The 22,177-nt window shown below is 54.2% G+C and carries 21 protein-coding genes; 12 read left to right on the top strand and 9 right to left on the bottom strand.

What is annotated here, in order from left to right:
- Positions 1 to 6 precede the first annotated feature (6 nt).
- The 5 genes from NR114_RS10005 (at position 7) to rnd (ending at position 6,493) form a co-directional block, all read left to right on the top strand.
- Complete coding sequence (locus NR114_RS10005) at positions 7 to 1,911, top strand: ATP-dependent DNA helicase (RefSeq protein ID WP_234530070.1); 1,905 nt, start codon at positions 7 to 9, stop codon at positions 1,909 to 1,911.
- Between the two features lie 80 nt (positions 1,912 to 1,991).
- Positions 1,992 to 2,693: a tRNA (adenosine(37)-N6)-threonylcarbamoyltransferase complex dimerization subunit type 1 TsaB gene (gene tsaB / locus NR114_RS10000; protein WP_234530072.1), complete on the top strand. Its 702-nt coding sequence runs from the start codon at positions 1,992 to 1,994 to the stop codon at positions 2,691 to 2,693.
- A 101-nt stretch (positions 2,694 to 2,794) separates the two neighbouring features.
- Positions 2,795 to 3,385 (top strand): Slp family lipoprotein, encoded by a 591-nt coding sequence (locus NR114_RS09995; protein ID WP_041415437.1) that lies wholly within the window; start codon positions 2,795 to 2,797, stop codon positions 3,383 to 3,385.
- A gap of 208 nt (positions 3,386 to 3,593) precedes the next feature.
- Positions 3,594 to 5,282: a long-chain-fatty-acid--CoA ligase FadD gene (gene fadD, locus NR114_RS09990; protein ID WP_046373352.1), complete on the top strand. Its 1,689-nt coding sequence runs from the start codon at positions 3,594 to 3,596 to the stop codon at positions 5,280 to 5,282.
- A gap of 89 nt (positions 5,283 to 5,371) precedes the next feature.
- Entirely contained in the window at positions 5,372 to 6,493 is a 1,122-nt protein-coding gene (gene rnd, locus NR114_RS09985) for a ribonuclease D (RefSeq protein WP_041415435.1), read from the top strand.
- Positions 6,494 to 6,726: 233 nt separating this feature from the next.
- On the opposite strand, the gene minE is transcribed toward rnd, so the two are convergent.
- From minE to minC, 3 genes are read right to left on the bottom strand one after another with little or no spacing between them, the layout of a single operon-like run.
- The gene (gene minE / locus NR114_RS09980; RefSeq protein WP_012145482.1) at positions 6,727 to 6,996 is read right to left on the bottom strand and encodes a cell division topological specificity factor MinE; all 270 of its coding nucleotides are present in this window, start codon (positions 6,994 to 6,996) and stop codon (positions 6,727 to 6,729) included.
- Positions 6,997 to 6,999: 3 nt separating this feature from the next.
- Positions 7,000 to 7,812, bottom strand: a complete 813-nt coding sequence (gene minD, locus NR114_RS09975; protein WP_020827242.1) for a septum site-determining protein MinD — start codon at positions 7,810 to 7,812, stop codon at positions 7,000 to 7,002.
- Between the two features lie 25 nt (positions 7,813 to 7,837).
- Positions 7,838 to 8,539: a septum site-determining protein MinC gene (minC, locus tag NR114_RS09970; RefSeq protein ID WP_020827241.1), complete on the bottom strand. Its 702-nt coding sequence runs from the start codon at positions 8,537 to 8,539 to the stop codon at positions 7,838 to 7,840.
- 136 nt (positions 8,540 to 8,675) lie between these two features.
- Here minC and NR114_RS09965 point away from each other — a divergent pair, with 136 nt between their 5' ends.
- The 3 genes from NR114_RS09965 (at position 8,676) to NR114_RS09955 (ending at position 10,809) form a co-directional block, all read left to right on the top strand.
- The gene (locus NR114_RS09965; RefSeq protein WP_020827240.1) at positions 8,676 to 8,948 is read left to right on the top strand and encodes a YcgL domain-containing protein; all 273 of its coding nucleotides are present in this window, start codon (positions 8,676 to 8,678) and stop codon (positions 8,946 to 8,948) included.
- Positions 8,949 to 9,004: 56 nt separating this feature from the next.
- Complete coding sequence (locus tag NR114_RS09960) at positions 9,005 to 10,069, top strand: lytic transglycosylase domain-containing protein (protein WP_234530074.1); 1,065 nt, start codon at positions 9,005 to 9,007, stop codon at positions 10,067 to 10,069.
- Between the two features lie 83 nt (positions 10,070 to 10,152).
- Positions 10,153 to 10,809, top strand: a complete 657-nt coding sequence (locus tag NR114_RS09955) for a fumarylacetoacetate hydrolase family protein (RefSeq protein WP_044551811.1) — start codon at positions 10,153 to 10,155, stop codon at positions 10,807 to 10,809.
- Between the two features lie 69 nt (positions 10,810 to 10,878).
- Here NR114_RS09955 and NR114_RS09950 read toward each other — a convergent pair whose 3' ends face one another.
- A complete protein-coding gene (locus NR114_RS09950) occupies positions 10,879 to 11,127 on the bottom strand; it encodes a CsbD family protein (RefSeq protein WP_012145476.1) in 249 nt (82 codons plus the stop codon).
- Between the two features lie 410 nt (positions 11,128 to 11,537).
- Here NR114_RS09950 and NR114_RS09945 point away from each other — a divergent pair, with 410 nt between their 5' ends.
- Entirely contained in the window at positions 11,538 to 11,984 is a 447-nt protein-coding gene (locus NR114_RS09945; protein ID WP_020827237.1) for a YcgN family cysteine cluster protein, read from the top strand.
- 508 nt (positions 11,985 to 12,492) lie between these two features.
- Here NR114_RS09945 and dsbB read toward each other — a convergent pair.
- Together dsbB and nhaB are read right to left on the bottom strand one after the other, a co-directional pair.
- A complete protein-coding gene (gene dsbB, locus NR114_RS09940) occupies positions 12,493 to 13,023 on the bottom strand; it encodes a disulfide bond formation protein DsbB (protein WP_234530076.1) in 531 nt (176 codons plus the stop codon).
- Between the two features lie 124 nt (positions 13,024 to 13,147).
- Positions 13,148 to 14,719, bottom strand: coding sequence for a sodium/proton antiporter NhaB (gene nhaB / locus NR114_RS09935; RefSeq protein WP_234530078.1), 1,572 nt, complete (start codon positions 14,717 to 14,719; stop codon positions 13,148 to 13,150).
- A 243-nt stretch (positions 14,720 to 14,962) separates the two neighbouring features.
- Here nhaB and fadR point away from each other — a divergent pair, with 243 nt between their 5' ends.
- Positions 14,963 to 15,682: a fatty acid metabolism transcriptional regulator FadR gene (gene fadR / locus NR114_RS09930; protein ID WP_020827234.1), complete on the top strand. Its 720-nt coding sequence runs from the start codon at positions 14,963 to 14,965 to the stop codon at positions 15,680 to 15,682.
- Between the two features lie 62 nt (positions 15,683 to 15,744).
- Here the strand turns inward: fadR and NR114_RS09925 are convergent, their stop codons facing one another.
- Positions 15,745 to 17,280, bottom strand: coding sequence for a SpoVR family protein (locus NR114_RS09925; protein ID WP_020827233.1), 1,536 nt, complete (start codon positions 17,278 to 17,280; stop codon positions 15,745 to 15,747).
- A 538-nt stretch (positions 17,281 to 17,818) separates the two neighbouring features.
- Between NR114_RS09925 and NR114_RS09920 the strand changes: the two genes are divergently transcribed.
- Both NR114_RS09920 and dadX read left to right on the top strand, forming a co-directional pair.
- Positions 17,819 to 19,123, top strand: a complete 1,305-nt coding sequence (locus NR114_RS09920; protein WP_234530080.1) for a D-amino acid dehydrogenase — start codon at positions 17,819 to 17,821, stop codon at positions 19,121 to 19,123.
- A 73-nt stretch (positions 19,124 to 19,196) separates the two neighbouring features.
- Positions 19,197 to 20,270 carry a catabolic alanine racemase DadX gene (gene dadX, locus NR114_RS09915; protein ID WP_234530081.1) on the top strand — a complete coding sequence of 358 codons (1,074 nt, stop codon included), beginning with the start codon at positions 19,197 to 19,199 and terminating at the stop codon, positions 20,268 to 20,270.
- Between the two features lie 3 nt (positions 20,271 to 20,273).
- Here dadX and NR114_RS09910 read toward each other — a convergent pair whose 3' ends face one another.
- Positions 20,274 to 21,467, bottom strand: coding sequence for a multidrug effflux MFS transporter (locus NR114_RS09910; protein ID WP_234530083.1), 1,194 nt, complete (start codon positions 21,465 to 21,467; stop codon positions 20,274 to 20,276).
- A 109-nt stretch (positions 21,468 to 21,576) separates the two neighbouring features.
- Positions 21,577 to 22,137 (bottom strand): 3'-5' exonuclease, encoded by a 561-nt coding sequence (locus NR114_RS09905; RefSeq protein ID WP_046373357.1) that lies wholly within the window; start codon positions 22,135 to 22,137, stop codon positions 21,577 to 21,579.
- Positions 22,138 to 22,177: the final 40 nt, after the last annotated feature.

Raw genomic sequence — 22,177 nt, 5'->3', positions numbered from 1 at the left:
GATAGCGTGGCAGACGATTTCGCAACAGACGGCGCCCTGGCGCAGGCAATCAAGGGTTTCAAACCGCGTGAAGCACAGCGGCAGATGGCGGAAGCGGTCACCGAAGCCATTAATTTCAAGCAGGAACTGGTGGTCGAAGCGGGCACCGGTACCGGCAAAACCTACGCCTATCTGGTGCCGGCACTGCGGGCCGATCGCAAAGTGATTATTTCCACCGGCTCAAAAGCGTTGCAGGATCAGCTTTATGTACGCGATTTGCCCACCGTGGCCAAGGCACTGAAGTACAAAGGCAAGATGGCGCTGCTGAAAGGGCGCTCCAATTACCTGTGTCTGGAACGTCTGGAGCAACAGTCGATGGCTGGCGGCGAGTTGGCCGGGCAAACGCTGATCGATCTGGTCCATCTGCGCAAATGGTCGTCCATGACCAAAGAGGGCGACATCAGCAGTTGCAGCGACGTGGCGGAAGACAGCTTCGTTTGGCCGCTGGTGACCAGCACTAACGACAACTGCCTGGGCAGCGATTGCCCTTTGTATAAAGATTGCTTTGTGGTCAAAGCGCGTCGTCGTGCGATGGATGCCGATGTGGTGGTGGTGAACCACCATCTGTTCCTGGCCGATATGGTGGTGAAGGAGGGCGGCTTTGCCGAACTGATCCCTGAGGCCGATGTGATGATCTTCGATGAAGCGCATCAGATCCCCGATATCGCCAGCCAGTATTTCGGTAAGCAACTGACCAGCCGTCAACTGCTGGACCTGGCCAAAGACATTTCCATTGCCTATCGCACCGAAGTGCGCGATGCCGCACAGCTGCAAAAAAGCGCCGACCGCCTCAGCCAAAGCACGCAGGATTTTCGTTTGATGCTGGGAGAACCGGGGTTTCGCGGCAACCTGCGCGAGGTGCTGAGCCAGCCCAATGTACAACGCGCCTTGCTGCTGCTCGATGATGCGCTGGAGCTGTGTTATGACGTGGTCAAACTTTCCCTTGGCCGTTCGGCCTTGTTGGACGCGGCTTTTGAACGCGCTACGTTATATCGTGCCCGTCTCAAACGCTTGAAAGAGGTCAATGAACCGGGGTTCAGCTATTGGTATGAGTGCAACTCGCGTCACTTTGTACTGGCGTTGACGCCGCTGACGGTGGCCGATCGTTTCCGTGAGTTGCTGGATGAAAAACCGGGCAGCTGGATTTTCACCTCGGCAACGCTGTCAGTTAACGAGCAGATGGGCCACTTTACCGAGCGTCTGGGGTTGAATAAGGCCAAAACGCTGCTGCTGGCCAGCCCATTCGATTACGCCAAACAGGCCTTGCTGTGCGTACCACGCTTTTTACCCTCACCAAACCAGCCTGGCGGCGCGCGGCAATTGGCACGCATGCTACGGCCGCTGATTGAAGCCAATAACGGCCGCTGCTTCTTCCTTTGTACTTCGCACCAGATGATGCGCGAACTGGCGGAAGAGTTCCGTGCCACCATGACGTTGCCGGTGTTGTTGCAAGGGGAAACCAGCAAGGGCCAGTTGCTGGCTCAGTTTGTCGAGGCCGGCAATGCCCTGTTGGTGGCGACCAGCAGCTTCTGGGAGGGGGTAGATGTACGCGGTGATGCATTGTCGTGCGTGATTATCGACAAACTGCCGTTTACCTCACCCGATGATCCGCTGTTGAAAGCACGGATTGAAGACTGCCGATTACGTGGTGGCGATCCGTTTAACGATGTGCAACTTCCGGACGCGGTCATTACCCTGAAACAGGGGGTTGGACGCCTGATCCGCGATACCGACGATCGCGGCGTGCTGGTGATTTGCGACAATCGGTTGGTGATGCGCCCCTATGGCGAAGTTTTCCTCAATAGCCTGCCGCCGACGCCGCGTACCCGCGATATCGCCCAGGCGATTGCCTTCCTGCAGGCAGATCGCTAGCGGATAGGCGTGACCCCAGGGCTGTGCTACAATGCGCGCCCTGTATGAAAAACCCTGTTTTTTTCCCGCCTGAGGTTGGCATGTCCACGCGAATTTTAGCGATCGATACAGCGACGGAAGCCTGTTCCGTTGCTATCTGGAATCAAGGCGAAATCCACGCCCTGTTTGAGCTGTGCCCACGTGAGCATACGCAACGTATTTTACCTATGGTGCAGCAGGTACTGGCGGAATCCGGGGTCACCCTTGGCCAGCTCGATGCGCTGGCTTTTGGCCGCGGGCCGGGCAGCTTTACCGGCGTGCGTATCGGCATTGGCATTGCTCAGGGCTTGGCGCTGGGCGCCGACTTGCCCTTGCTGGGCGTTTCCACGCTGCAAACCATGGCGCAGGGCGCCTGGCGACTCACCGGGGCTGAGCGTGTGCTGTCGGCGATAGATGCGCGTATGGGCGAAGTCTACTGGGGTCAGTTTGAACGTCAGCAAGACGGTAACTGGCTTGAAAGTGAAGGTGAAGCGGTACTTACCCCGGCGCAGGCGCTGGTGCGCGCGCAAGGTCTGCAAGGCCACTGGGCGCATGTCGGCACCGGCTGGCAAACCTACCCGGATTTGGTTGCCGGTTCCACGTTAACCCTGAGCGATGGGCAAATGCTGTTACCGCAGGCGGAAGATATGCTGCCGTTGGCGCTGCATGCCTGGCAACAGGGTTTGGCGGTGGCGGTAGAACACGCCGAGCCGACCTATTTGCGTAATGAAGTCACCTGGAAAAAATTGCCGGGCCGCGAATAGCCGCAACCTATTGTGCTTTGGCGGCAATAGGGATAGGAATGATCTGCAACTTGCTCCGTGAATTGATGTCAAAGTTACAGCCATTTCAGGAGATTGCGACGATGTTAACCCGCACTGTTTGTAAAAAAATGTCGCTGCTGGCTATTGCCGGCAGCGTGCTGGCGCTGTCAGGTTGCGTAACCGTGCCTGATGCGATTAAAGGCAGCACGGCAACGCCGGTGCAGCAGCTGTCTTCGGTACAGAATGCGCCGAACCTGTTTGTCGGGGCTGAAGCTCGCTTTGGCGGTACCGTTGTGAACGTTGCCAATGAGCAGGGGCGCACGCTACTGGAAATTGCGGCCGTGCCGCTCGATTCCGGCGCCCGGCCGATATTGGGTGAGCCGTCACGGGGTCGTCTGATAGCCTCGGTTAATGGCTTCCTGGAACCGGTTGATTTTAAGGGCCAGTTAGTGACGGTAGTTGGGCCAATCACCGGCGTGAAAGACGGCAAGATCGGCATGACACCGTACAAATTTGTTACCATGAATGCCACTGGCTACAAACGCTGGCATCTGTCTCAGCAGGTGATGATGCCACCGGCGCCGATGGGCCCCTGGGGCTGGCGTAGCGGTACCTGGGGCCCCGGTTGGGGCGTGGGGTATGGCTGGTACAACCCTGGCCCAGTGCAGGTGCAAACCATCGTTACCGAGTAATGCTTGCTTGTTGTTAAATTTTAATAGGGCGGCTCCGGCCGCCTTATTCTTTTGGCGTAGGGAATGACCGCCAATTAGTGACGTACATCGCAACCTGAATATTGTTTAAAACTCAAACTGGTCTGCTGAGTTAAAATATTGTTATGGTTTGGCTGCATATTTGGGGGCTGCGATGATGATAATGAATAATAATTTCAGGAGTAATACCTTGGATAAGGTCTGGTTAAAACGTTACCCGGCGGATGTTCCGGCAGAGATCGACGCCGATCGTTATTCATCTTTGGTCGAAATGTTTGAAAATGCGGTTCAGCGCTACGCAGATCAACCGGCTTTCATTAACATGGGTGAGGTGATGACCTACCGCAAGCTGGAAGAACGTAGTCGGGCTTTCGCGGCTTACCTGCAAAATGAGCTGGGACTGCAGAAAGGCGACCGCGTTGCTCTGATGATGCCGAACCTGTTGCAGTATCCCATCGCGCTGTTTGGTATCTTACGTGCGGGTATGGTGGTGGTGAACGTTAACCCGCTGTATACGCCACGTGAATTGGAACATCAACTGAACGACAGTGGCGCAAGTGCCATTGTGATCGTCTCCAACTTTGCTCACACGCTGGAAAAAGTGGTGTTTAACACCCAGGTCAAGCATGTGATCCTGACGCGTATGGGCGATCAGCTCTCCGCGGCCAAAGGCACGCTGGTTAACTTCGTCGTCAAATACATCAAGCGGCTGGTGCCGAAATACCATTTGCCGGCGGCCGTTTCTTTTCGCAGTGCGCTCCAGCGCGGGCGTCGCCAACAGTATGTTAAACCCGATATTATCAACACCGATCTGGCGTTCCTGCAATATACCGGTGGGACTACCGGCGTGGCCAAAGGCGCTATGCTGACGCACCGTAACATGCAGGCTAACCTGGAGCAGGCTAAAGCTGCCTATTTGCCGCTGTTTCGTGAAGGGCAGGAGTTGGTGGTAACGGCGCTGCCGCTGTATCACATTTTCGCGCTGACGGTGAACTGCCTGCTGTTTATCGATTTGGGTGGGCGCAATTTGCTGATCACCAACCCACGCGACATTCCGGGGCTGGTGAAAGAGCTGGGTAAATATCCGTTCACCGCCATGAGTGGGGTGAACACCCTGTTCAATGCGCTATTGAACAACGAGGACTTCCACAAGCTGGATTTCTCCACGCTGCGTTTTTCCGTCGGCGGCGGCATGTCAGTACAGAAATCGGTGGCGGACAAGTGGGAGAAAACCACCGGTAAGCACTTGCTGGAAGGATACGGCCTGACGGAATGCGCGCCGCTGGTCTCCGGTAACCCTTACGATCTGAAACACTACAGCGGCAGTATCGGTTTGCCTGTACCCTCGACGGATATTCGACTGGTGGACGATAACGGTCAGGACGTGCCGGTTGGTGAGCCGGGTGAACTGTGGGTCAAAGGACCGCAAGTTATGTTAGGCTACTGGCAGCGGCCGGATGCCACCGATGAAGTATTGAAAGATGGCTGGCTCGCGACCGGCGATATCGTTACAGTGGACGATATGGGCTTTGTCCGCGTCGTCGACCGGAAGAAGGACATGATCCTGGTTTCCGGGTTTAACGTATACCCGAACGAGATTGAAGACGTGGTCAGTCAGCATCCGAAAGTATTGGAATGCGCGGCGATTGGCGTGCCGAATGAGGTAACCGGTGAGACGGTTAAAATTTGCGTGGTGAAGAAAGACGCTTCGCTGACCAAAGAAGAACTGTTGACCCATTGTCGTCGGCAGCTTACCGGGTATAAAGTGCCTAAAATTGTTGAGTTCCGTGACGAGTTGCCGAAGTCTAACGTCGGTAAAATTTTGCGGCGAGAACTGCGTGATGAGCAGAAAAAACCTGCAGCGGCCGATGCCGCCTAGGTTATCATCCACGCCTTACAGATCAACAACGCCGGTGAATGCCGGCGTTGTTGTGTTTGAATCATAAAAGCGACCAAGAGAATGACGTTTTGAACTATCAGTTGATCACTACCGATGCCGGATTGCAGCAGGTCTGCGAGCAGGCGAAAAAGCATGCCCAGATAGCGCTGGACACCGAATTTGTCAGAACGCGCACCTATTATCCGCAGTTAGGCCTGATTCAGTTATACGACGGTGAACAACTCTCCCTGATTGACCCCCTGCCAATCAAGCAATGGCAGCCGTTTATCGAGCTGCTGAGTAATACTCAGATTGTGAAGTTCCTGCACGCCGGCAGTGAGGATCTGGAAGTGTTCCTCAACGCGTTCAAAACGCTGCCGACTCCGATGGTGGACACCCAAATTCTGGCGGCCTTCACCGGTCGACCGCTGTCTTGCGGTTTTGCGACCCTGGTGGCGGAGTATATGCAGGTGGAGTTGGATAAAAGCGAAGCCCGCACCGACTGGCTGGCGCGTCCGCTGACGGAAAAACAGTGCGTCTATGCGGCGGCTGACGTGTTCTATCTGCTGCCGATGGCCAAACGCCTGGTTCAGGAAACTGAAGAGGCCGGTTGGACGGCTGCCGCTAATAATGAATGCCTGTTGCTATGCCAACGCCGTAGCGAGACGCTGGCGCCAGAATTGGCCTACCGTGAAATCACCAATGCCTGGCAACTGCGTCCGCGTCAGTTGGGCTGCTTGCAGAAGCTGGCTGAATGGCGCCTGCGTCAGGCGCGTGAGCGCGATCTGGCGGTAAACTTCGTGGTACGTGAGGAAAACCTTTGGCAGGTGGCGCGACATATGCCGACATCGCTGGGGGAATTGGACTCTCTGGGCCTGAGCGGTCCGGAAATTCGTTATCACGGTAAAACGCTGTTGGCGCTGGTGGCAGAGGCTAATGAGCTGGATGAGGCTGCACTGCCAGCACCGCTGTCGAACCTGATCGATCAGCCGGGCTACAAGAAAGTGTTCAAGGATATCAAGGCGGCGATCGTCATTGTCAGTGAGCAAAGCGGGTTGAGCAGTGAATTACTGGCATCGCGCCGACAGATTAACCAACTGCTGAATTGGCATTGGAAATTGAAGGGTGCTGACAGCCTGCCAGAATTAATCAGCGGTTGGCGCGGTGATTTATTGGCGGCGCCACTGCAGGCTATTTTGAAGGATTATTAATCGAGTGGTAAAACTTGGGGCAGGGTAAGGAAACGCTGCTCCGATTATTTATTAGAAATAACCATAACAACACTTACCGACAGCATTTACTTTAAACAACAGTGACGCAAGATTAATTGAGATTAATCCCAAAGGCTAAAAACGATTATTAGGCGTTTTTTATCTCAATAACTGGTTATGCATACAGTTACCCCCTGCAAGAAAATATACAGGGGGTAATTAGTGCGTCACACTCATTTAGTTACTTCTTCCGATTCCGGTAATGTCACGTTGAGTTCGAGTACCGAAATATCATCCCCTTTCTGCTCAAACTGCACGTGCAGCATTTCAGGGTCGATTTGAATATATTTGCAAATTACCGCCAGAATATCGCGTTTCAAATCAGGCAGATACGGGGGCTCACTGTCCCCGCGACGACGCTCTGCGACGATAATCTGCAGCCGTTCCTTGGCTATATTGGCTGTCTGCTTTTTGCGGGACAGAAAGAAGTCTAGTAATGCCATGGTTTATCCCCCAAAAAGGCGTTTCAGGAAACCCTTCTTCTCTTCTTCAATGAAGCGGAAGGGGCGTTCTTCCCCTAACAGGCGGCTAACGGTATCGTCATAGGCTTTGCCGGCATCCGACTCGGCGTCGAGGATCACCGGTTCACCCTGGTTGGATGCGCGCAGTACGGATTGGTCTTCCGGGATAACGCCGACCAATGGAATGCGCAGAATTTCCAGCACGTCTTCCATGCTCAGCATGTCGCCACGGCTGACGCGACCTGGGTTGTAGCGGGTCAGCAGCAGGTGTTCCTTGATTGGCGATTCGCCTCTCTCGGCACGGCGAGATTTGGAAGACAAAATGCCCAGAATACGGTCAGAGTCACGTACTGAGGAGACTTCCGGGTTGGTGGTGATGATGGCTTCATCAGCAAAATACAGCGCCATCAGTGCGCCGGTTTCGATGCCCGCCGGAGAGTCACAAACCACAAAATCAAAATCCATTTCGCCCAGGTCGTTGAGGATCTTCTCAACGCCTTCGCGGGTTAACGCGTCTTTGTCACGCGTTTGCGAAGCTGGCAGGATAAACAGATTTTCGGTGCGCTTGTCTTTGATCAACGCCTGATTCAGTGTGGCATCACCCTGAATCACGTTAACGAAATCGTAAACAACCCGGCGTTCGCAGCCCATGATCAGGTCAAGATTACGCAGGCCGATATCGAAATCGATCACTACGGTTTTCTTTCCTTTTTGGGCTAAACCGGTAGCGATGGCCGCGCTTGAAGTGGTCTTGCCAACGCCCCCTTTACCCGATGTAACAACAATAATGCGTGCCATGAAATGGATTCCTTGTCAAAAGGGCTTAATTTAAAGGTTGTATGGTTAAAGCGTTATCCAACAGGCTGAGTCGTACTGCCTGCCCGACATAGTCGGACGGGATTTGGTCGCTCAACCAGTACTGCCCTGCGATAGAGACTAGCTCAGCACCCAGGTGCGTGCAAAAAATCTGGCACTGTGTATCACCTGATGCACCGGCCAGCGCACGACCGCGCATCATGCCGTAGACGTGAATGTTGCCATCGGCAATTAATTCAGCGCCGGCGCTAACGCTGCTGGTCACTATCAGATCGCTGTTGCGGGCATAAATTTGTTGGCCGGAACGGACAGGGGTACTGATGATGCGCGTCTTGGCGGGGGCGTTGGGATCCACTACCGGGGCTGGCGCAGGCGCCGGTTCCGGAGTGGCCATCTTTTGGCCTTTGCCTTCGTTCAGCAACGGCAGCCCGGCACGGGTTATTGCGCGTTTCTGCCGCTCATCTCTGCAACCGCTGATACCCACAACGCGCAGACCTGCTGCCGTGACAGCCTGTTGAAGTTCTTTCCAGTTTGCGTCGCCGTTCAGCGTTGCAACGTTGATAACAACAGGGGCGTTTTTCAAAAAAGCGGGCGCTTGCTCTACTTTTTCCAGTAACGCCTGACGTATTACCTCGGGTTCCGAATTATGCAAATGAACAACCGATAGGGTAAAACTGCTGCCTTTTAGCTCAATTGGCGATTGTGACATCTATCCTGACTCAGTCTCAGCAACTTTAAATCCCCGGAATACCAATCGGGGTGCGATATTCCGAAGTACTATAAGCATGTTATAGTCAGAGTTATATCCAGGCAAGACGCTGCCCCAATTAAATAGAGTTAAAAACATGCTTTGTGTGATCTATAGAAGTTCTAAACGCGATCAAACTTATCTTTATGTCGAAAAAAAAGACGATTTCTCCCGTGTGCCGGAAGATCTGATGAAAAGTTTCGGTACGCCGCAATTGGCAATGGTGCTTTCCCTTGAAGGGCGGGAAAAGTTAGCCTCGGCGGATATTGAGAAAGTGAAAGAAGCCCTGAAAGAAGAAGGGTTTTATCTTCAGGTCCCCCCGCCGTTGGAAAATTTATTAAACCAGCATTTGTCTGGCGACAAAAAATAACCTGCGAAGATGTAGGAGAGGCTGGAAGCGCTCAAAACTGATAAAGGAGCCGCGTGATGAGATTGTCGGCAATAACCCTGCTATCGACGCTGTTGACGTTAGGATGCACAGTCGGCCAACAGGCGATGGCGCAAGGGGCCACATCGGCGTCGGAAGCTTCGTCGGGCACAGCTACTCCTGCGGCTCAGAGCCGACTCTCTGAAACGGGTCGCGATCCTGCGCAGTTCCCGGCCTACGTTGAACAGTTAAAGCGCCAGGCGCTGGCGCAGGGCATCAGCCCGGCGATTGTCGACAGTGCTTTCACCGACGTGCATTTTGTCGATCGGGTGATCAAGGCTGACCGTAATCAGCCGGAAAAGAAAATCACGCTGGACGACTACCTCAAACGCGTATTGCCACCCGCCAAGATCGCACAAGGCCGTGCGCTATATCAGCAGTATCATCCTAAGCTTTCGCGGCTCACCGCGCACTACGGCGTGCCGGGACGTTATGTCGTGGCACTGTGGGGCATGGAAAGCGCCTTCGGCAAAATCCAGGGGCGTGAAGATGTGATATCTGCGCTCGCCACCTTGGCTTTTGAAGGGCGACGCGAGGCGTTCTTCAGTCAACAGCTGATGGCGGCGCTGCAAATCCTCGAGCAGGGTCATGTCAGCCGCGAGCAGTTGAAAGGCTCCTGGGCCGGTGCCATGGGGCAATGCCAATTTATGCCGACGTCGTTCCTTAACTATGCTGCGGACGGCGACGGTGATGGCCGCATTGATATCTGGAACAACGTTGACGATGTCTTTGCCTCTACGGCCCGCTATCTGTCGAGCGAAGGCTGGCAGCGTGGTGTGGGTTGGGGCAGAGAGGTCAGGTTGCCTGCCGGATTCAGCACCGAGGCTGTGGGGCTAAAGGATAGCCAGGCGCGCAGCGTCAATGAATGGCAAAAACGCGGGGTGCGGCGTCCGGATGGTTCAGCGCTGCCGCATTCCAGCCTGCGCAGTTGGCTGATCACACCGGATGACATGCAGGGCCGGGCATTCCTGGTTTATGATAATTTCCGCACGATTATGCACTGGAATCGCTCTTACTATTTTGCGATCGGTGTGGGTATGATGGCTGACGGTATCGGGCAATAGAAAAAGGCTGCGGTGCCTCCACCAGCGCGTGGAATAACGGGCTTAGCATGCTAAGCCCCTACATGATTGTAGGGAGAGGCGGTATGTATCAACATAGAGACTGGCAGGGTTCATTACTTGATTTTCCGGTAAATAAAGTGGTTTGCGTCGGCAGTAATTACGCCGATCACATCAAGGAAATGGGCAGTGCAACCTCGGCAGAGCCGGTAGTGTTTATCAAGCCTGAAACGGCGCTGTGCGATATTCGCCAGCCGGTGGCGATCCCCAAAGAGTTTGGTTCGGTACATCATGAAGTGGAGCTGGCTGTGCTGATCGGTACGCCGCTAAAGCAGGCTAATGAAGATCGCGTGGCGCGTGCCATCGCCGGATACGGTGTTGCGCTTGATCTGACGCTGCGGGAACTGCAGGCGGGCTTCAAGAAGGCGGGACAGCCTTGGGAAAAAGCCAAGGGTTTCGACGGTTCTTGCCCAATATCCGGGTTTATACCGGTAGCGGAGTTTGGCGATCCGCAAAATGCGGAGCTGTCCCTGACGGTCAATGACCAGGTGCGACAACAAGGCAATACTCGCGACATGATCACGCCGATCCTGCCGCTGATCAGCTATATGAGCCGCTTTTTCACGTTGCGCGCAGGCGACATTATCCTTACCGGCACGCCGCAGGGCGTCGGCCCGATGAGCTCTGGCGACATGCTGAAAGTCACCCTCAACGGTAAATCACTGACCACACGCGTGATTTGAAACCTGGGTAAAACGCAATAAAAAAGGCCCCGCAGGGCCTTTTTTTTCGGTGACGATAGGTCAAAACGCTTATTTACGGCCCAGCAAGAAACCGAAAACAATCCCGACGGCGGCGGCGATAGCTACGCCGGCCAGTGGGTTAGATTCAACCTGAGTCCGCACCGTATCGGCAGCATCTCGAGCCGCGTAACTGGCCTGAGAGGCATATTTGCGGGCTGCGCCTTTGACTTGATGATCCGGTGAGTCCGTTGCTTTACCAAAAGCTTCTTCAACGGCGCCGGCAGCTTCATTTACTTTGTCTTCTGCTTTCCCAAACATACTTGGTTCCTTATCTTCATTCAAAAGGCGAACATTAAACATAGCAGGGATATGCGCTTCTTGGCGGCAAAATGTGCTTTATGAGATGAATCTTACCCGTGAATAATGATGAACAGGGATATGGATGAGGGGGAAACGAAAGGATGATAGACCTGAGTTTTGTACGTATAATTAGACGATATGCCTGGTGTGTTTTATCCCTTTAAGTATCAAGGGTAACGGCCTGATAATACTGGCCGAAAATGTTGAATACCGTTGTTTTAAATAGCGTTTTTTTTTAAGCGAACATATTGTTATCGCTATGATTATATTGTGTTTTCAGCCTTTCCATTTGGCTGGGATATCTATATAGTGCACCCTCAAAACCTGCTTGCAGGTTATCTATTCATTTACCTATACCGGACGCGAACATGTCACAAACCCCTTTTTGGCAACAAAAAACGCTGGCGGAAATGTCAGAACAAGAGTGGGAATCGCTGTGCGACGGTTGTGGGCAATGCTGTCTGAATAAGCTGATCGACGAAGATACCGACGAGATTTATTTCACCAACGTAGCCTGTAACCAGCTGAATATTAAGTCGTGCCAGTGCCGCAACTATGAGCGCCGCTTTGAGCTGGAAGAGGACTGCATCAAACTGACGCGTGAAAACCTTACCACCTTCGATTGGCTACCACCGACCTGCGCATACCGTTTGATTGGTGAAGGCAAGCCGCTGTTTGCGTGGCACCCGCTGGTCAGCGGTTCTAAAGCTGCGATGCACGGTGAGCGTATTACGGTACGACATATTGCGGTGCGGGAAAGTGAAGTGGTGGACTGGCAGGATCACATCTTGAACAAACCGAGCTGGGCGAGATAAGGAAAAAAGCCCCTGCAAAGATGAGGGGCAAGACACACAACAACACCAGGGAAATCGTTAAATATTAACTTGCGGATATTATAGGGATTCTCTGATAAAACTTCATCAAAATATCGATGCAATAATGCATCGCTATGATGAATTTTTTTGTATGAAGTGAGTGGCGAGGAAAATCGTTGCGCCAGTATTTTTGTGAGGTAAGACCGAAAAAGTGAAGCGAGGCTTTCGTAGATAAGACATTTTACTCTTCTAACTTAATGTTATGTAAATTACGCGTCAAATCCTGCCCAGATGCTTCTTTTTAAACCTGATGTTAGGTAGTTTGAGCGCTCTCACGCTAAGTTTCGAGAGTAAAATAATGAAAATGATACGCCTGTTTGCCATAGCTGGAGCACTAATAGTGCTCGTTTATTACCTTACACATACCTAATCTCGCATTACCTCTGAAGATCATCAGTCACTCGATGAAAAACGGCGCCCTGAGGCGCCGTTTTTCATGCTGTCATGCTCAGCGGCCAAACAGATCGCGGCGGCGTGGGCGGACAAATTGTGCCAGCAGCACAACGATAGCAATCAACAAATAAGCTGCAAAGATGCCAACCAGCCACTGCGGCATTTCCAGCGTCAAAAATTCCCATTGGCGTACCGAACAGTCGCCTGATGCGTGGAACACCGCAGGCAGCCATTTGTCCAGCGGCAGCCAGGACGGGAAGCTGACGAAGAAATCGCAGGTATTAAACGGCGAAGGGTGCAGTTGGATCATGGTGTGTTTCCATGCCAGCTGCAGGCCATCCCAGGCACTGTAAATCCACAGCAGAATAGCGGCATAACGCAGCGGCGTTTTCGGCGCGATGGCACCCAGCAGCGAGGCACCGAGAATGCCAAACAGCGCGCAACGTTCGTAAATGCACATGACACAGGGTTGCAGCAGCATTACGTGCTGAAAGTAGAGTGCGACTAATTCCAGCGCCAGCGCAGTCAGGGCCATCAACAGCCAAGCACCGCGCCCCTGTGAGCAGCGGTTAAAGAATTGCAACATATATTTATTCTTCCATGCAGTAAGCAATTGAACTGGCAGTGTAAACCAATTCAACCCCGCTGCCAGCCACCTGAGCCGGATTCAGCACAAAAATAGTCGCTGACAGCGGAGTGGGTTTACAGGGTTAGTGTGCAGCGGCTTCGAGCGACGGCAGCGTCAGCCAATGCCACTGGGTCAGCAGGTCGGTCACGGGCGCCAGGGTAAATTGTACGCACAACAGACCAACCAGGGTTAATACCACAGTGTAAGGCAATGCCATCCATACCATTCGCCCATAGGATAAACGTACCAGGGGGGCCAGTGCGGAGGTCAGCAAGAACAGGAAGGCGGCCTGGCCATTCGGCGTGGCGACCGACGGCAAATTGGTCCCGGTATTAATGGCGACCGCTAACATTTCAAACTGCTTCAGGGAAATGGCGCCATTTTCAAATGCGGCGCGCGCTTCATTAATGTAAACCGTACCGACGAACACATTGTCAGATACTGAAGACAGCAAGCCATTGAACAGATAAAACAGCGAAAGTTGGGAAGAGGGTTCCGCCTGCAAAACGAATTGAATCACCGGGGTAAACAGGTGTTGCTCAATGATCACCGCCACCACGGTGAAAAATACCGTCAGCAGGGCGGTGAAGGGCAAGGCCTCCTGGAAGGCTTTGCCGATGGCGTGCTCATCGGTTACGCCACACAGGGAAGTGGCGAGGATAATCACCGACAGGCCAATCAGGCCAACCTCCGCCAGATGGAAGGCCAGGGCGACAATCAGCCAAACGCCGATAAGTGCCTGAACCACTAATTTGACCTGCTCTTGCTTACTACGCCCGGCAGTCGCCTGGCGGTCAAACTCTGTCAGCACTTCGCGCACGCGCTCCGGGAGTTTTGCTCCGTAGCCGAAGACGCCAAAGCGCTCAAGCAGCAGGCAGACCAGCAGACCACAGATCAATACCGGTAAAGTGACGGGCGCCATGCGCAGGAAGAAGTTGACAAAGCCCCAGTCGGCGCTTTTGGCGATAATCAGGTTCTGCGGTTCGCCCACCATGGTCATCACGCCGCCCAGCGCGGTACCGACGCCCGCGTGCATCAGAAGACTGCGCAAAAAGGCGCGGAACTGCTCCAGCGTCTGTTTGTTATCGTCGCTTACCAGGTTGCTGTCGTCGTTGACGTCGGCAGCGCCGCCGGAAGGGTTCGACACCACGTTGTGGTAAATCGAATAAAAACCGGTTGCGACACTGATGACTACCGCAACCACCGTCAGCGCATCGAGGAAGGCGGACAAAAATGCTGCCGCAAAACAGAAGGCTAAAGACAGCAGTATTTTAGAGCGAATATTGAGCAGCAGCTTGGTGAAGACGAACAGCAGTAGCTGCTTCATAAAGTAGATGCCGGCCACCATAAAGATCAGCAACAGCAGGACTTCCAGATTATGGGCAATCTCTTCGCCCACCCGATCGGGGCTGGTCATGCCGATCAATACCGCCTCAATGGCCAGCAGGCCGCCTGGCAGCAGGGGATAGCACTTCAGCGCCATCGCCAGCGTGAAGATAAATTCGATGACCAGCAGCCAACCCGCGATGAACGGATCGACCAGGAAGAAAACCAGCGGATTGACCAACAAGAAGATGAGGATGGCCAGTTTGTACCAGTCAGGTGATTGCCCGAGGAAGTTTTTCACCAGGGCACTGCGTAAAGTCGTTTCCATTATGCGTTACACGTCCTGAAAATAAGTTGTCACATATTACCCTAACAATGCCGCAGGGGCAGAAGCAATACGGGCTTGCTTTACGACGTGAAATTTCTCTGACGCGGTGTTTTTGCACGTTTTTTGCCACTTTATGCACACTTTCGTTTAATGTTTTTCGCTCACGCTATGTCATGCCAAGGCGATCTGGTATGATCAGCCGACTACTATTACTGATTATCGTCGCTACGGAACGTCAAACACATGGTCATAAAGGCGCAGAGTCCTGCCGGTTTCGCGGAAGAATACATTATCGAGAGTATCTGGAATAATCGCTTCCCTCCTGGCTCTATTTTGCCCGCGGAGCGTGAGCTTTCAGAATTGATTGGTGTTACGCGCACCACGTTACGCGAAGTTTTACAACGCCTGGCCCGTGATGGCTGGCTGACCATTCAGCATGGCAAACCGACCAAAGTAAATAATTTCTGGGAAACATCCGGCCTCAATATTCTTGAGACGGTGGCACGCCTCGATCACAAAAGTGTTCCACAGTTGATCGACAACTTGCTGTCGGTTCGTACCAATATTGCCGCGATCTTTATTCGCGCAGCGGTGCGTAATCATCCTGAGGCTGCTCAGGAAGTCTTGGCGAAAGCGACTCAAGTGGAAGATCAGGCGGACGCTTTCAACCTGTTGGACTACGAAATTTTCCGCGGTCTCGCATTCGCTTCCGGCAACCCGATTTACGGTCTGATCTTCAACGGCCTCAAAGGCCTGTACACCCGTGTCGGTCGTTACTACTTCTCAAATCCGGAGTCCCGCAAGCTAGCGCTGACTTTCTACAGCAAGCTGTCGACGCTGTGCCATGAAAAGTCGTACGATCAGGTGATGGATTGCGTGCGTAACTACGGTAAAGACAGCGGGGCCATCTGGCAGAGCATGCAAGGCACCATGCCGAGCGATCTGACCGAAGCCCGCCGTTAGTTTCACCTCTCGCATTACGCAAAAGGGGCGCCAGTGGCGCCCCTTTGTCATGGTCTCTAATCCTACAGCGGAGTCGGCCGCGGCGGACAACGTTCCAGCAGCTCGACGCTGCCATCCTCGTTGAGCTGTTCCAGAATAATGTCGAAGCCCCACAGGCGGTGCAGGTGTTTCATCACCTCACGCCGACTTTTGTCCAGCGGCGCCCGGTCTTGTGGAATATAACGCAACGTCAATGAGCGATCGCCGCGCAAATCCACATTCCAGATCTGAATGTTCGGCTCGTGGTCGCTCAGGTTATATTGCGCCGACAGCTCCTGACGGATCGCCCGATAGCCCGCCTCATTATGGATCGCCGCAATCTCCAGGTAGTTATTGCGATCGTCATCGAGCACGGTGAACAGCCGGAAGTCACGCATGATTTTCGGGGACAGGAACTGGCTGATAAAACTTTCGTCCTTAAAATCACGCATGGCGAAGTGCAGCGTTTCCAGCCAGTCTTTACCGGCAATGTCCGGGAACCAGTAGCGATCTTCTTCGGTCGGCGACTGACAGATGCGCTTGATGTCCTGGAACATGGCAAAGCCCAGCGCGTAAGGGTTAATCCCGTTGTAATAAGGACTATTGTAAGGCGGCTGGTACACCACGTTGGTGTGGCTGTGCAAAAACTCCAGCATAAAGCGTTCGGTCACCCGACCTTCATCGTAAAGATGGTTGAGGATGGTGTAGTGCCAGAATGTCGCCCAGCCTTCGTTCATCACCTGCGTTTGTTTTTGCGGATAAAAATACTGGCTCACTTTGCGCACGATGCGCAGCACCTCACGCTGCCAGGGTTCCAGCAGCGGCGCATTTTTCTCCATAAAGTAGAGGATGTTCTCCTGCGGCTCGCTTGGGTAGCGACGCGCTTGTTCAGGCGCCTCTTCGCGTTCTACCCGCGGCAGGGTCTTCCACAGCGTATTGACCTGACTCTGCAGGTACTCTTCGCGGCTCTTCTGGCGGGCTTTTTCTTCGACCAGGGAGATCTTCTGCGGGCGTTTATAGCGGTCCACGCCGTAGTTCATCAGCGCGTGGCAGGAATCGAGCAGCTTCTCCACTTCTTCAACGCCGTAGCGTTCTTCGCACTGACTGATGTAGTGGCGGGCGAACAACAGATAATCGACGATCGAACTGGCGTCGGTCCAACTGCGGAACAGGTAATTATTTTTGAAAAACGAGTTGTGCCCGTAGCAGGCGTGCGCCATGACCAGCGCTTGCATGGTGATGGTATTTTCTTCCATCAGGTAGGCGATGCAAGGGTTGGAGTTGATGACGATTTCATAGGCCAGCCCCTGCTGCCCATGTTTGTAGCGCTGCTCGGTCTCAATGAATTTTTTACCGAATGACCAATGGGTATAGTTAATCGGCATGCCGACGCTCGAATAGGCGTCCATCATCTGTTCTGAGGTAATCACCTCGATCTGATGCGGGTAGGTATCGAGCTTGTAATGTTTGGCTACGCGATCGATGTGCTCCAGATACACCTGCAGCAGCTCGAACGTCCAGTCCGGTCCATCGCTCAGACGTTTATCTTCCTTGACCTTTTCATGTGTTGAAGTAGTCATCAGCGCACCCTCGTTATTACGGACCTTGCTCGAACGGCAGACCCTAGATCAATCGTAGCTCAATCTGGGCAGAGGTAATAATGATATAAAGCTTAAAAATTCAACGTTCTGACGTCGCCTTCCCGCCTCAGGAAGCGACTGGGGCATTTTAGGGCGAGTTTTTTCTGCTGAAGCGGCTGCGGATGCGTATGAAATGTTATCTCGATGAAATGGCTTTTTAGTGGTTTATTATTCTGTTTCAGTGGGCCTGTTTCATTTTTATGTTCTGTTAAAACCTTGTTGCGCGTCGTAGCTTTTCTTAGTGCTCTCAATGCTGTCAATGACAGCATAATAGGGGCCGTTTCGCTCTTAAATCTGCCTTTGACAACATCTTATCGCTATTTATAGGTAGCTATTGCAAAAGAACCGGCCATGAACGATAAATTAATTGTGAATGTTGTCACGTTTGATGATGAAGATGTTGGACGGATTTTTCCACTGAGTTAATTTCCTGTGAGCAGAAGATTATGCTTTGTGAAGCCTTGAGCTGGAGTCAGCGATGCGAGTGGTAATTTTAGGTAGTGGGGTGGTGGGCGTTGCCAGTGCCTGGTATTTGGCGAAGGCGGGGCATGAGGTGACGGTAATCGATCGTCAGCCTGGTCCGGCCATGGAAACCAGCGCGGCAAACGCCGGGCAAATCTCACCGGGCTATGCGGCGCCGTGGGCTGCGCCTGGCGTACCGTTGAAGGCAATCAAATGGATGTTCCAGCGCCATGCGCCGCTGGCGGTTCGTTTGGACGGCAGCCGTTTCCAGCTGAGCTGGATGTGGCAGATGCTGAAAAACTGCAACACCGAACACTATATGACCAACAAAGGTCGCATGGTGCGGTTGGCGGAATACAGCCGCGATTGCATCAAAGCGTTGCGCCAGGAAACCGGCATTCAGTACGAAGGCCGTCAGGGCGGCACGCTGCAGCTGTTTCGCACCCAGCAACAGTTTGAAAGCGCCTCCAAGGACATCGCGGTGCTGGAAGACGCCGGCGTGCCTTACAAACTGTTGGAAGCCAGTCAACTGGCCACCGTCGAACCTGCGCTGGCGCAGGTGGCGCATAAGCTGACCGGCGGTCTGCAACTGCCAAACGATGAAACCGGCGATTGCCAACTCTTCACCCAGCAGTTGGCCAAGCTGGCCCAGCAAGCGGGCGTGACTTTCCTGTATAACCGCAGCGTCGATCGCCTGCTGGTGGAAGGGGATAAAATCAGCGGCGTGCAATGTGGCGGGGAGATCTTCAAGGCCGACAGCTACGTGGTGGCCTTTGGTTCGTATTCCACCGCGCTGCTGCGCGATCTGGTCTCGATCCCTGTGTATCCGTTGAAAGGCTACTCACTGACCATTCCCATTACGGATGAGGCCGCGGCACCATTCTCGACCGTTTTGGATGAAACTTACAAAATCGCCATCACCCGTTTCGACCAGCGTATTCGCGTCGGTGGCATGGCGGAAATTGTCGGTTTTAATACCCAGCTCGAACAAAAACGCCGCGAGACGCTAGAGATGGTGGTACGCGATCTTTACCCTAACGGTGGGCGGGTGGAGGAAGCTACTTTCTGGACCGGTTTGCGTCCGATGACGCCGGACGGTACGCCGATTGTCGGTAAGACTTCGCTGAAAAACCTGTTCCTGAATACCGGGCATGGCACGCTGGGGTGGACAATGGCCTGTGGTTCTGGCCAGCTGCTTTCCGATCTGATTTCCGGCATCACGCCGGCTATTCCGTCAGATGACCTGGCGGTAGCGCGCTACAGCGCCGGATTTCGCAGCGCTTACACTGAGCCCTTGAATGATGTGCATCACGCGCGTTAAAAACCTTAATTAGACAATGTTGCGGTCGCGGATGTAGGTCCGTGACCGCATTCGCAGGTCCGTAGGAGTTCCCATGCCTCGCCCGATTACCGCCACGCTGCACCTTGGCGCCTTTGAAAATAACCTGCAAGTGGTCCGTCGCTGTGCTCCAAGTGCCAAAGTCTGGTCAGTGGTCAAGGCCAATGCTTATGGTCATGGCATTAAACATGTTTGGCGTAGCATGGCGCAAACGGATGGTTTTGCCCTGTTGGATCTCGCCGAAGCGATTATGCTGCGCGAGTCAGGTTGGCAAGGACCGATCTTGCTGTTGGAAGGTTTTTTCAAAGCGCAGGATTTAGCCCTGCTGGATCGCTACCGTTTAACGACGTCGGTGCACAGCGATTGGCAACTGGCGGCGATAGCCGAAGCCAAACTATCGGCACCGCTGGATGTTTACCTGAAAGTGAACAGCGGCATGAACCGTCTGGGCTTTGCCCCTGAGCGGTTGCACGCCGTTTGGCTGAAAGCTCAGCAGATAAGCAATATTGCCAGCCTGACGCTAATGAGCCATTTCGCCACCGCCGACGGTCCACAGGGCGTCGAAGCGCAGATGGCGACCATTAAGACAGCGGCGGCGGGCATTACTGCGCCGCGCTGTCTGGCCAACTCTGCCGCCACCTTGTGGCACCCGGAAACCCACTGCAGTTGGGTGCGGCCGGGCATAGTTCTCTATGGCGCTTCGCCGAGCGGCCAATCGCAGGATATTGCCGACAGCGGGCTGCAGCCTACGATGACCTTGAGCAGCGAAATTATTGGTGTTCAAACGCTAAAACAGAACGATCAGGTTGGCTATGGCTGGCGTTATCGCGCCGAAGATGCACAACGCATCGGGGTGGTAGCCTGCGGCTATGCAGACGGCTACCCGCGCCATGCGCAAACGGGCACGCCGGTCTGGGTGGATGGCGTGCTGACGCGAACGCTGGGTACGGTGTCGATGGACATGCTGGCGGTCGATCTGACGCCTTGCCCGCACGCCGATATCGGTGCGGAAGTGGAATTGTGGGGGCGGCGCCTGCCTGTTGACGATGTCGCTGCCGCGGCAGGCACGCTGGGCTATGAATTGCTGACGGCGTTGGCCGCCAGAGTGCCTATCGTTACCGAGGCCTAAGCCTCAGGCAATTTTCTTCAGTTGCCCCTTGATTTGCTTGCTGCGCTGCCGTGCGTGCAGCGCCAGCAGGCAACCTACCAGCATCACCAGCGCCAGCGACAGCTTGGGCTGCAACGGCAGCGCCATCGCCAACAGACCCAGGCCTGCGCCGCCGGCCATCTGCACAAAACCTACCAGTGCAGAAGCGACACCGGCCTCGTTGGAGTAGGGCTCGAGCGCATAACTGGTCGCCGGGCCCATCACGAAGGCTAAGCCCGCGCAGGCGCTGGCGACGGGCAGCATATAGGCCAGCCAATGAGTTTGCGCCGAGCCGGAAAGCCAGGTAACCCCGATCAGCAGGCCTACGCCCCCGATACCCATCAGAATTCCCCCGGTTGCCAGGCACACCGGGCGTCCCACCTTGTGAATGATGCGGTTGGCGAAGAAACTCACCAGCATGATCCAAAAACCGTTGGCACCAAACACCAGAGAGAATTGCAATGGCGTGAGGCCGGCGGTGCCCATCAGCACGTTGGGTGCCAGCGAGACGTAGGTCAATGCCATACCCATCGCGCCGGAGTTGACCACGGCGAAGGACAGAAAACGGCGATCTTTGAGGATGCGAGCATATTGGCGTACCGGTAAACCTTTAACACGCACCGTGTCTGCCGGGCGGGTTTCCGGCAGGCGCAGAGCGATCAACACCAGCACGGCCAGGGCATAACACACCAGGAACCAGAAAGGTGCGCGCCAGCCAAAGGCTTCCGCCAGTAACCCACCCAGCAGCGGGGCCAGTGCGGGAATAATGTTAAGCGTGCCGTTGAGGAAGCCGAAGGCGCGAGCCGCGTCGTCGCCGTTCATCCGATCGCGCACGCCGCTAAATGCCACAACGGCGGTACAGCAGACCGCTACGCCCTGCAGCAAACGTGAAGCGACGAACACCGTCGGTGTGGTGGCCAGCGCGGCCATGGCGGCACCAATCATGTAGATGACGATACCGGCCAGCGCTACGGGTTTGCGGCCGTAGTTGTCCACCAGCGGCCCGGCGATAATCTGCCCAAGACCCAGCACCAAAATGAACAGTGAAATGGTGGACTGGATCAGCGCTTCACTGCTGTTAAGGCCAAGAGCGATGGCCGGGATAGTCGGCAGATAAAGATCGATACCCAGCGGGCCGAGCAGCACCAGGCTAAGGAGCAGAAACAGAAATTTTTGCATAACAAAAACAGCACATCCGAGTGACAAAGAGGGCTAGAGTAGAGACTCTGGCGATAAATGGAAAGGGGCAAAACGTCGGCCGACCTTCGGCATGCCTAACTTGCTGGAATCATAGCGACGCGGCTTTGCGATAGTAAAGTGCGGAGATGGTATCCGCCACGTAGCGGGCCTGATGTTTGGCGTCGTCCAGCGCACGATGCGGTGTGCCTTCGAATGCCCGTTCTTTTTTCGGATTAAAGCCCAGCAATTCGGCCAGAGTGATCACCGTACGCACGTCCTGTGTGTCCCAAAACTTCCACGGGCAGGGCATGTCCAGTTGCTGAAAGGCATGCTCGAGGATAGTGCAGTCGAACTCCTTGCCATTGCCCCAGACTTTAACCTGGTCAGTGCTGTTCATATGGATAAAGCGACTCAGATTGGTCAGCGTGCGCTTGAGGCTCTCCGTGCCGCCAAACGCCAGCTTGCGTGCTTCATCCGACTGTTTGGCCCACCAGGCGACGGTATCCAGGCTGATGGTTCTGCCTGGCTGATCTTTTTGGCTGCTGACGGCATTTTCAAATTCGGCACCGAGCTGGCCGGTTTGGGGATCGAAAAACACGGCGGCCACCACCAGGATCACCGCGCTCGGTTTTATGTCCAGCGTTTCTATGTCTAACATCAGATGGTGCATGGGGGACTCCCGGCTGGTAGAAATACAAATAATGTTACTA

It is taken from the genome of Serratia sp. Ser99 (assembly GCF_024519545.1).
Taxonomy (GTDB): Bacteria; Pseudomonadota; Gammaproteobacteria; order Enterobacterales; family Enterobacteriaceae; genus Serratia; species Serratia liquefaciens.
Note: the sequence above shows the minus strand (reverse complement) of the source record. Positions and strands in the feature narration are given on the sequence as shown.

What these genes read in the sequence shown, in the direction of transcription:
- NR114_RS09960 (WP_234530074.1), top strand. Translation starts at nt 9,005, where the DNA reads ATGAGATTGTCGGCAATAACCCTGCTATCGACGCTGTTGACGTTAGGA.
- nhaB (WP_234530078.1), bottom strand. Translation starts at nt 14,719, where the DNA reads ATGGAAACGACTTTACGCAGTGCCCTGGTGAAAAACTTCCTCGGGCAA.
- NR114_RS09910 (WP_234530083.1), bottom strand. Translation starts at nt 21,467, where the DNA reads ATGCAAAAATTTCTGTTTCTGCTCCTTAGCCTGGTGCTGCTCGGCCCG.
- NR114_RS09965 (WP_020827240.1), top strand. Translation starts at nt 8,676, where the DNA reads ATGCTTTGTGTGATCTATAGAAGTTCTAAACGCGATCAAACTTATCTT.
- NR114_RS09905 (WP_046373357.1), bottom strand. Translation starts at nt 22,137, where the DNA reads ATGCACCATCTGATGTTAGACATAGAAACGCTGGACATAAAACCGAGC.
- fadR (WP_020827234.1), top strand. Translation starts at nt 14,963, where the DNA reads ATGGTCATAAAGGCGCAGAGTCCTGCCGGTTTCGCGGAAGAATACATT.
- NR114_RS09925 (WP_020827233.1), bottom strand. Translation starts at nt 17,280, where the DNA reads ATGACTACTTCAACACATGAAAAGGTCAAGGAAGATAAACGTCTGAGC.
- NR114_RS09920 (WP_234530080.1), top strand. Translation starts at nt 17,819, where the DNA reads ATGCGAGTGGTAATTTTAGGTAGTGGGGTGGTGGGCGTTGCCAGTGCC.
- minE (WP_012145482.1), bottom strand. Translation starts at nt 6,996, where the DNA reads ATGGCATTACTAGACTTCTTTCTGTCCCGCAAAAAGCAGACAGCCAAT.
- dadX (WP_234530081.1), top strand. Translation starts at nt 19,197, where the DNA reads ATGCCTCGCCCGATTACCGCCACGCTGCACCTTGGCGCCTTTGAAAAT.
- NR114_RS09995 (WP_041415437.1), top strand. Translation starts at nt 2,795, where the DNA reads ATGTTAACCCGCACTGTTTGTAAAAAAATGTCGCTGCTGGCTATTGCC.
- tsaB (WP_234530072.1), top strand. Translation starts at nt 1,992, where the DNA reads ATGTCCACGCGAATTTTAGCGATCGATACAGCGACGGAAGCCTGTTCC.
- NR114_RS09950 (WP_012145476.1), bottom strand. Translation starts at nt 11,127, where the DNA reads ATGTTTGGGAAAGCAGAAGACAAAGTAAATGAAGCTGCCGGCGCCGTT.
- NR114_RS09955 (WP_044551811.1), top strand. Translation starts at nt 10,153, where the DNA reads ATGTATCAACATAGAGACTGGCAGGGTTCATTACTTGATTTTCCGGTA.
- minC (WP_020827241.1), bottom strand. Translation starts at nt 8,539, where the DNA reads ATGTCACAATCGCCAATTGAGCTAAAAGGCAGCAGTTTTACCCTATCG.
- dsbB (WP_234530076.1), bottom strand. Translation starts at nt 13,023, where the DNA reads ATGTTGCAATTCTTTAACCGCTGCTCACAGGGGCGCGGTGCTTGGCTG.
- NR114_RS09945 (WP_020827237.1), top strand. Translation starts at nt 11,538, where the DNA reads ATGTCACAAACCCCTTTTTGGCAACAAAAAACGCTGGCGGAAATGTCA.
- minD (WP_020827242.1), bottom strand. Translation starts at nt 7,812, where the DNA reads ATGGCACGCATTATTGTTGTTACATCGGGTAAAGGGGGCGTTGGCAAG.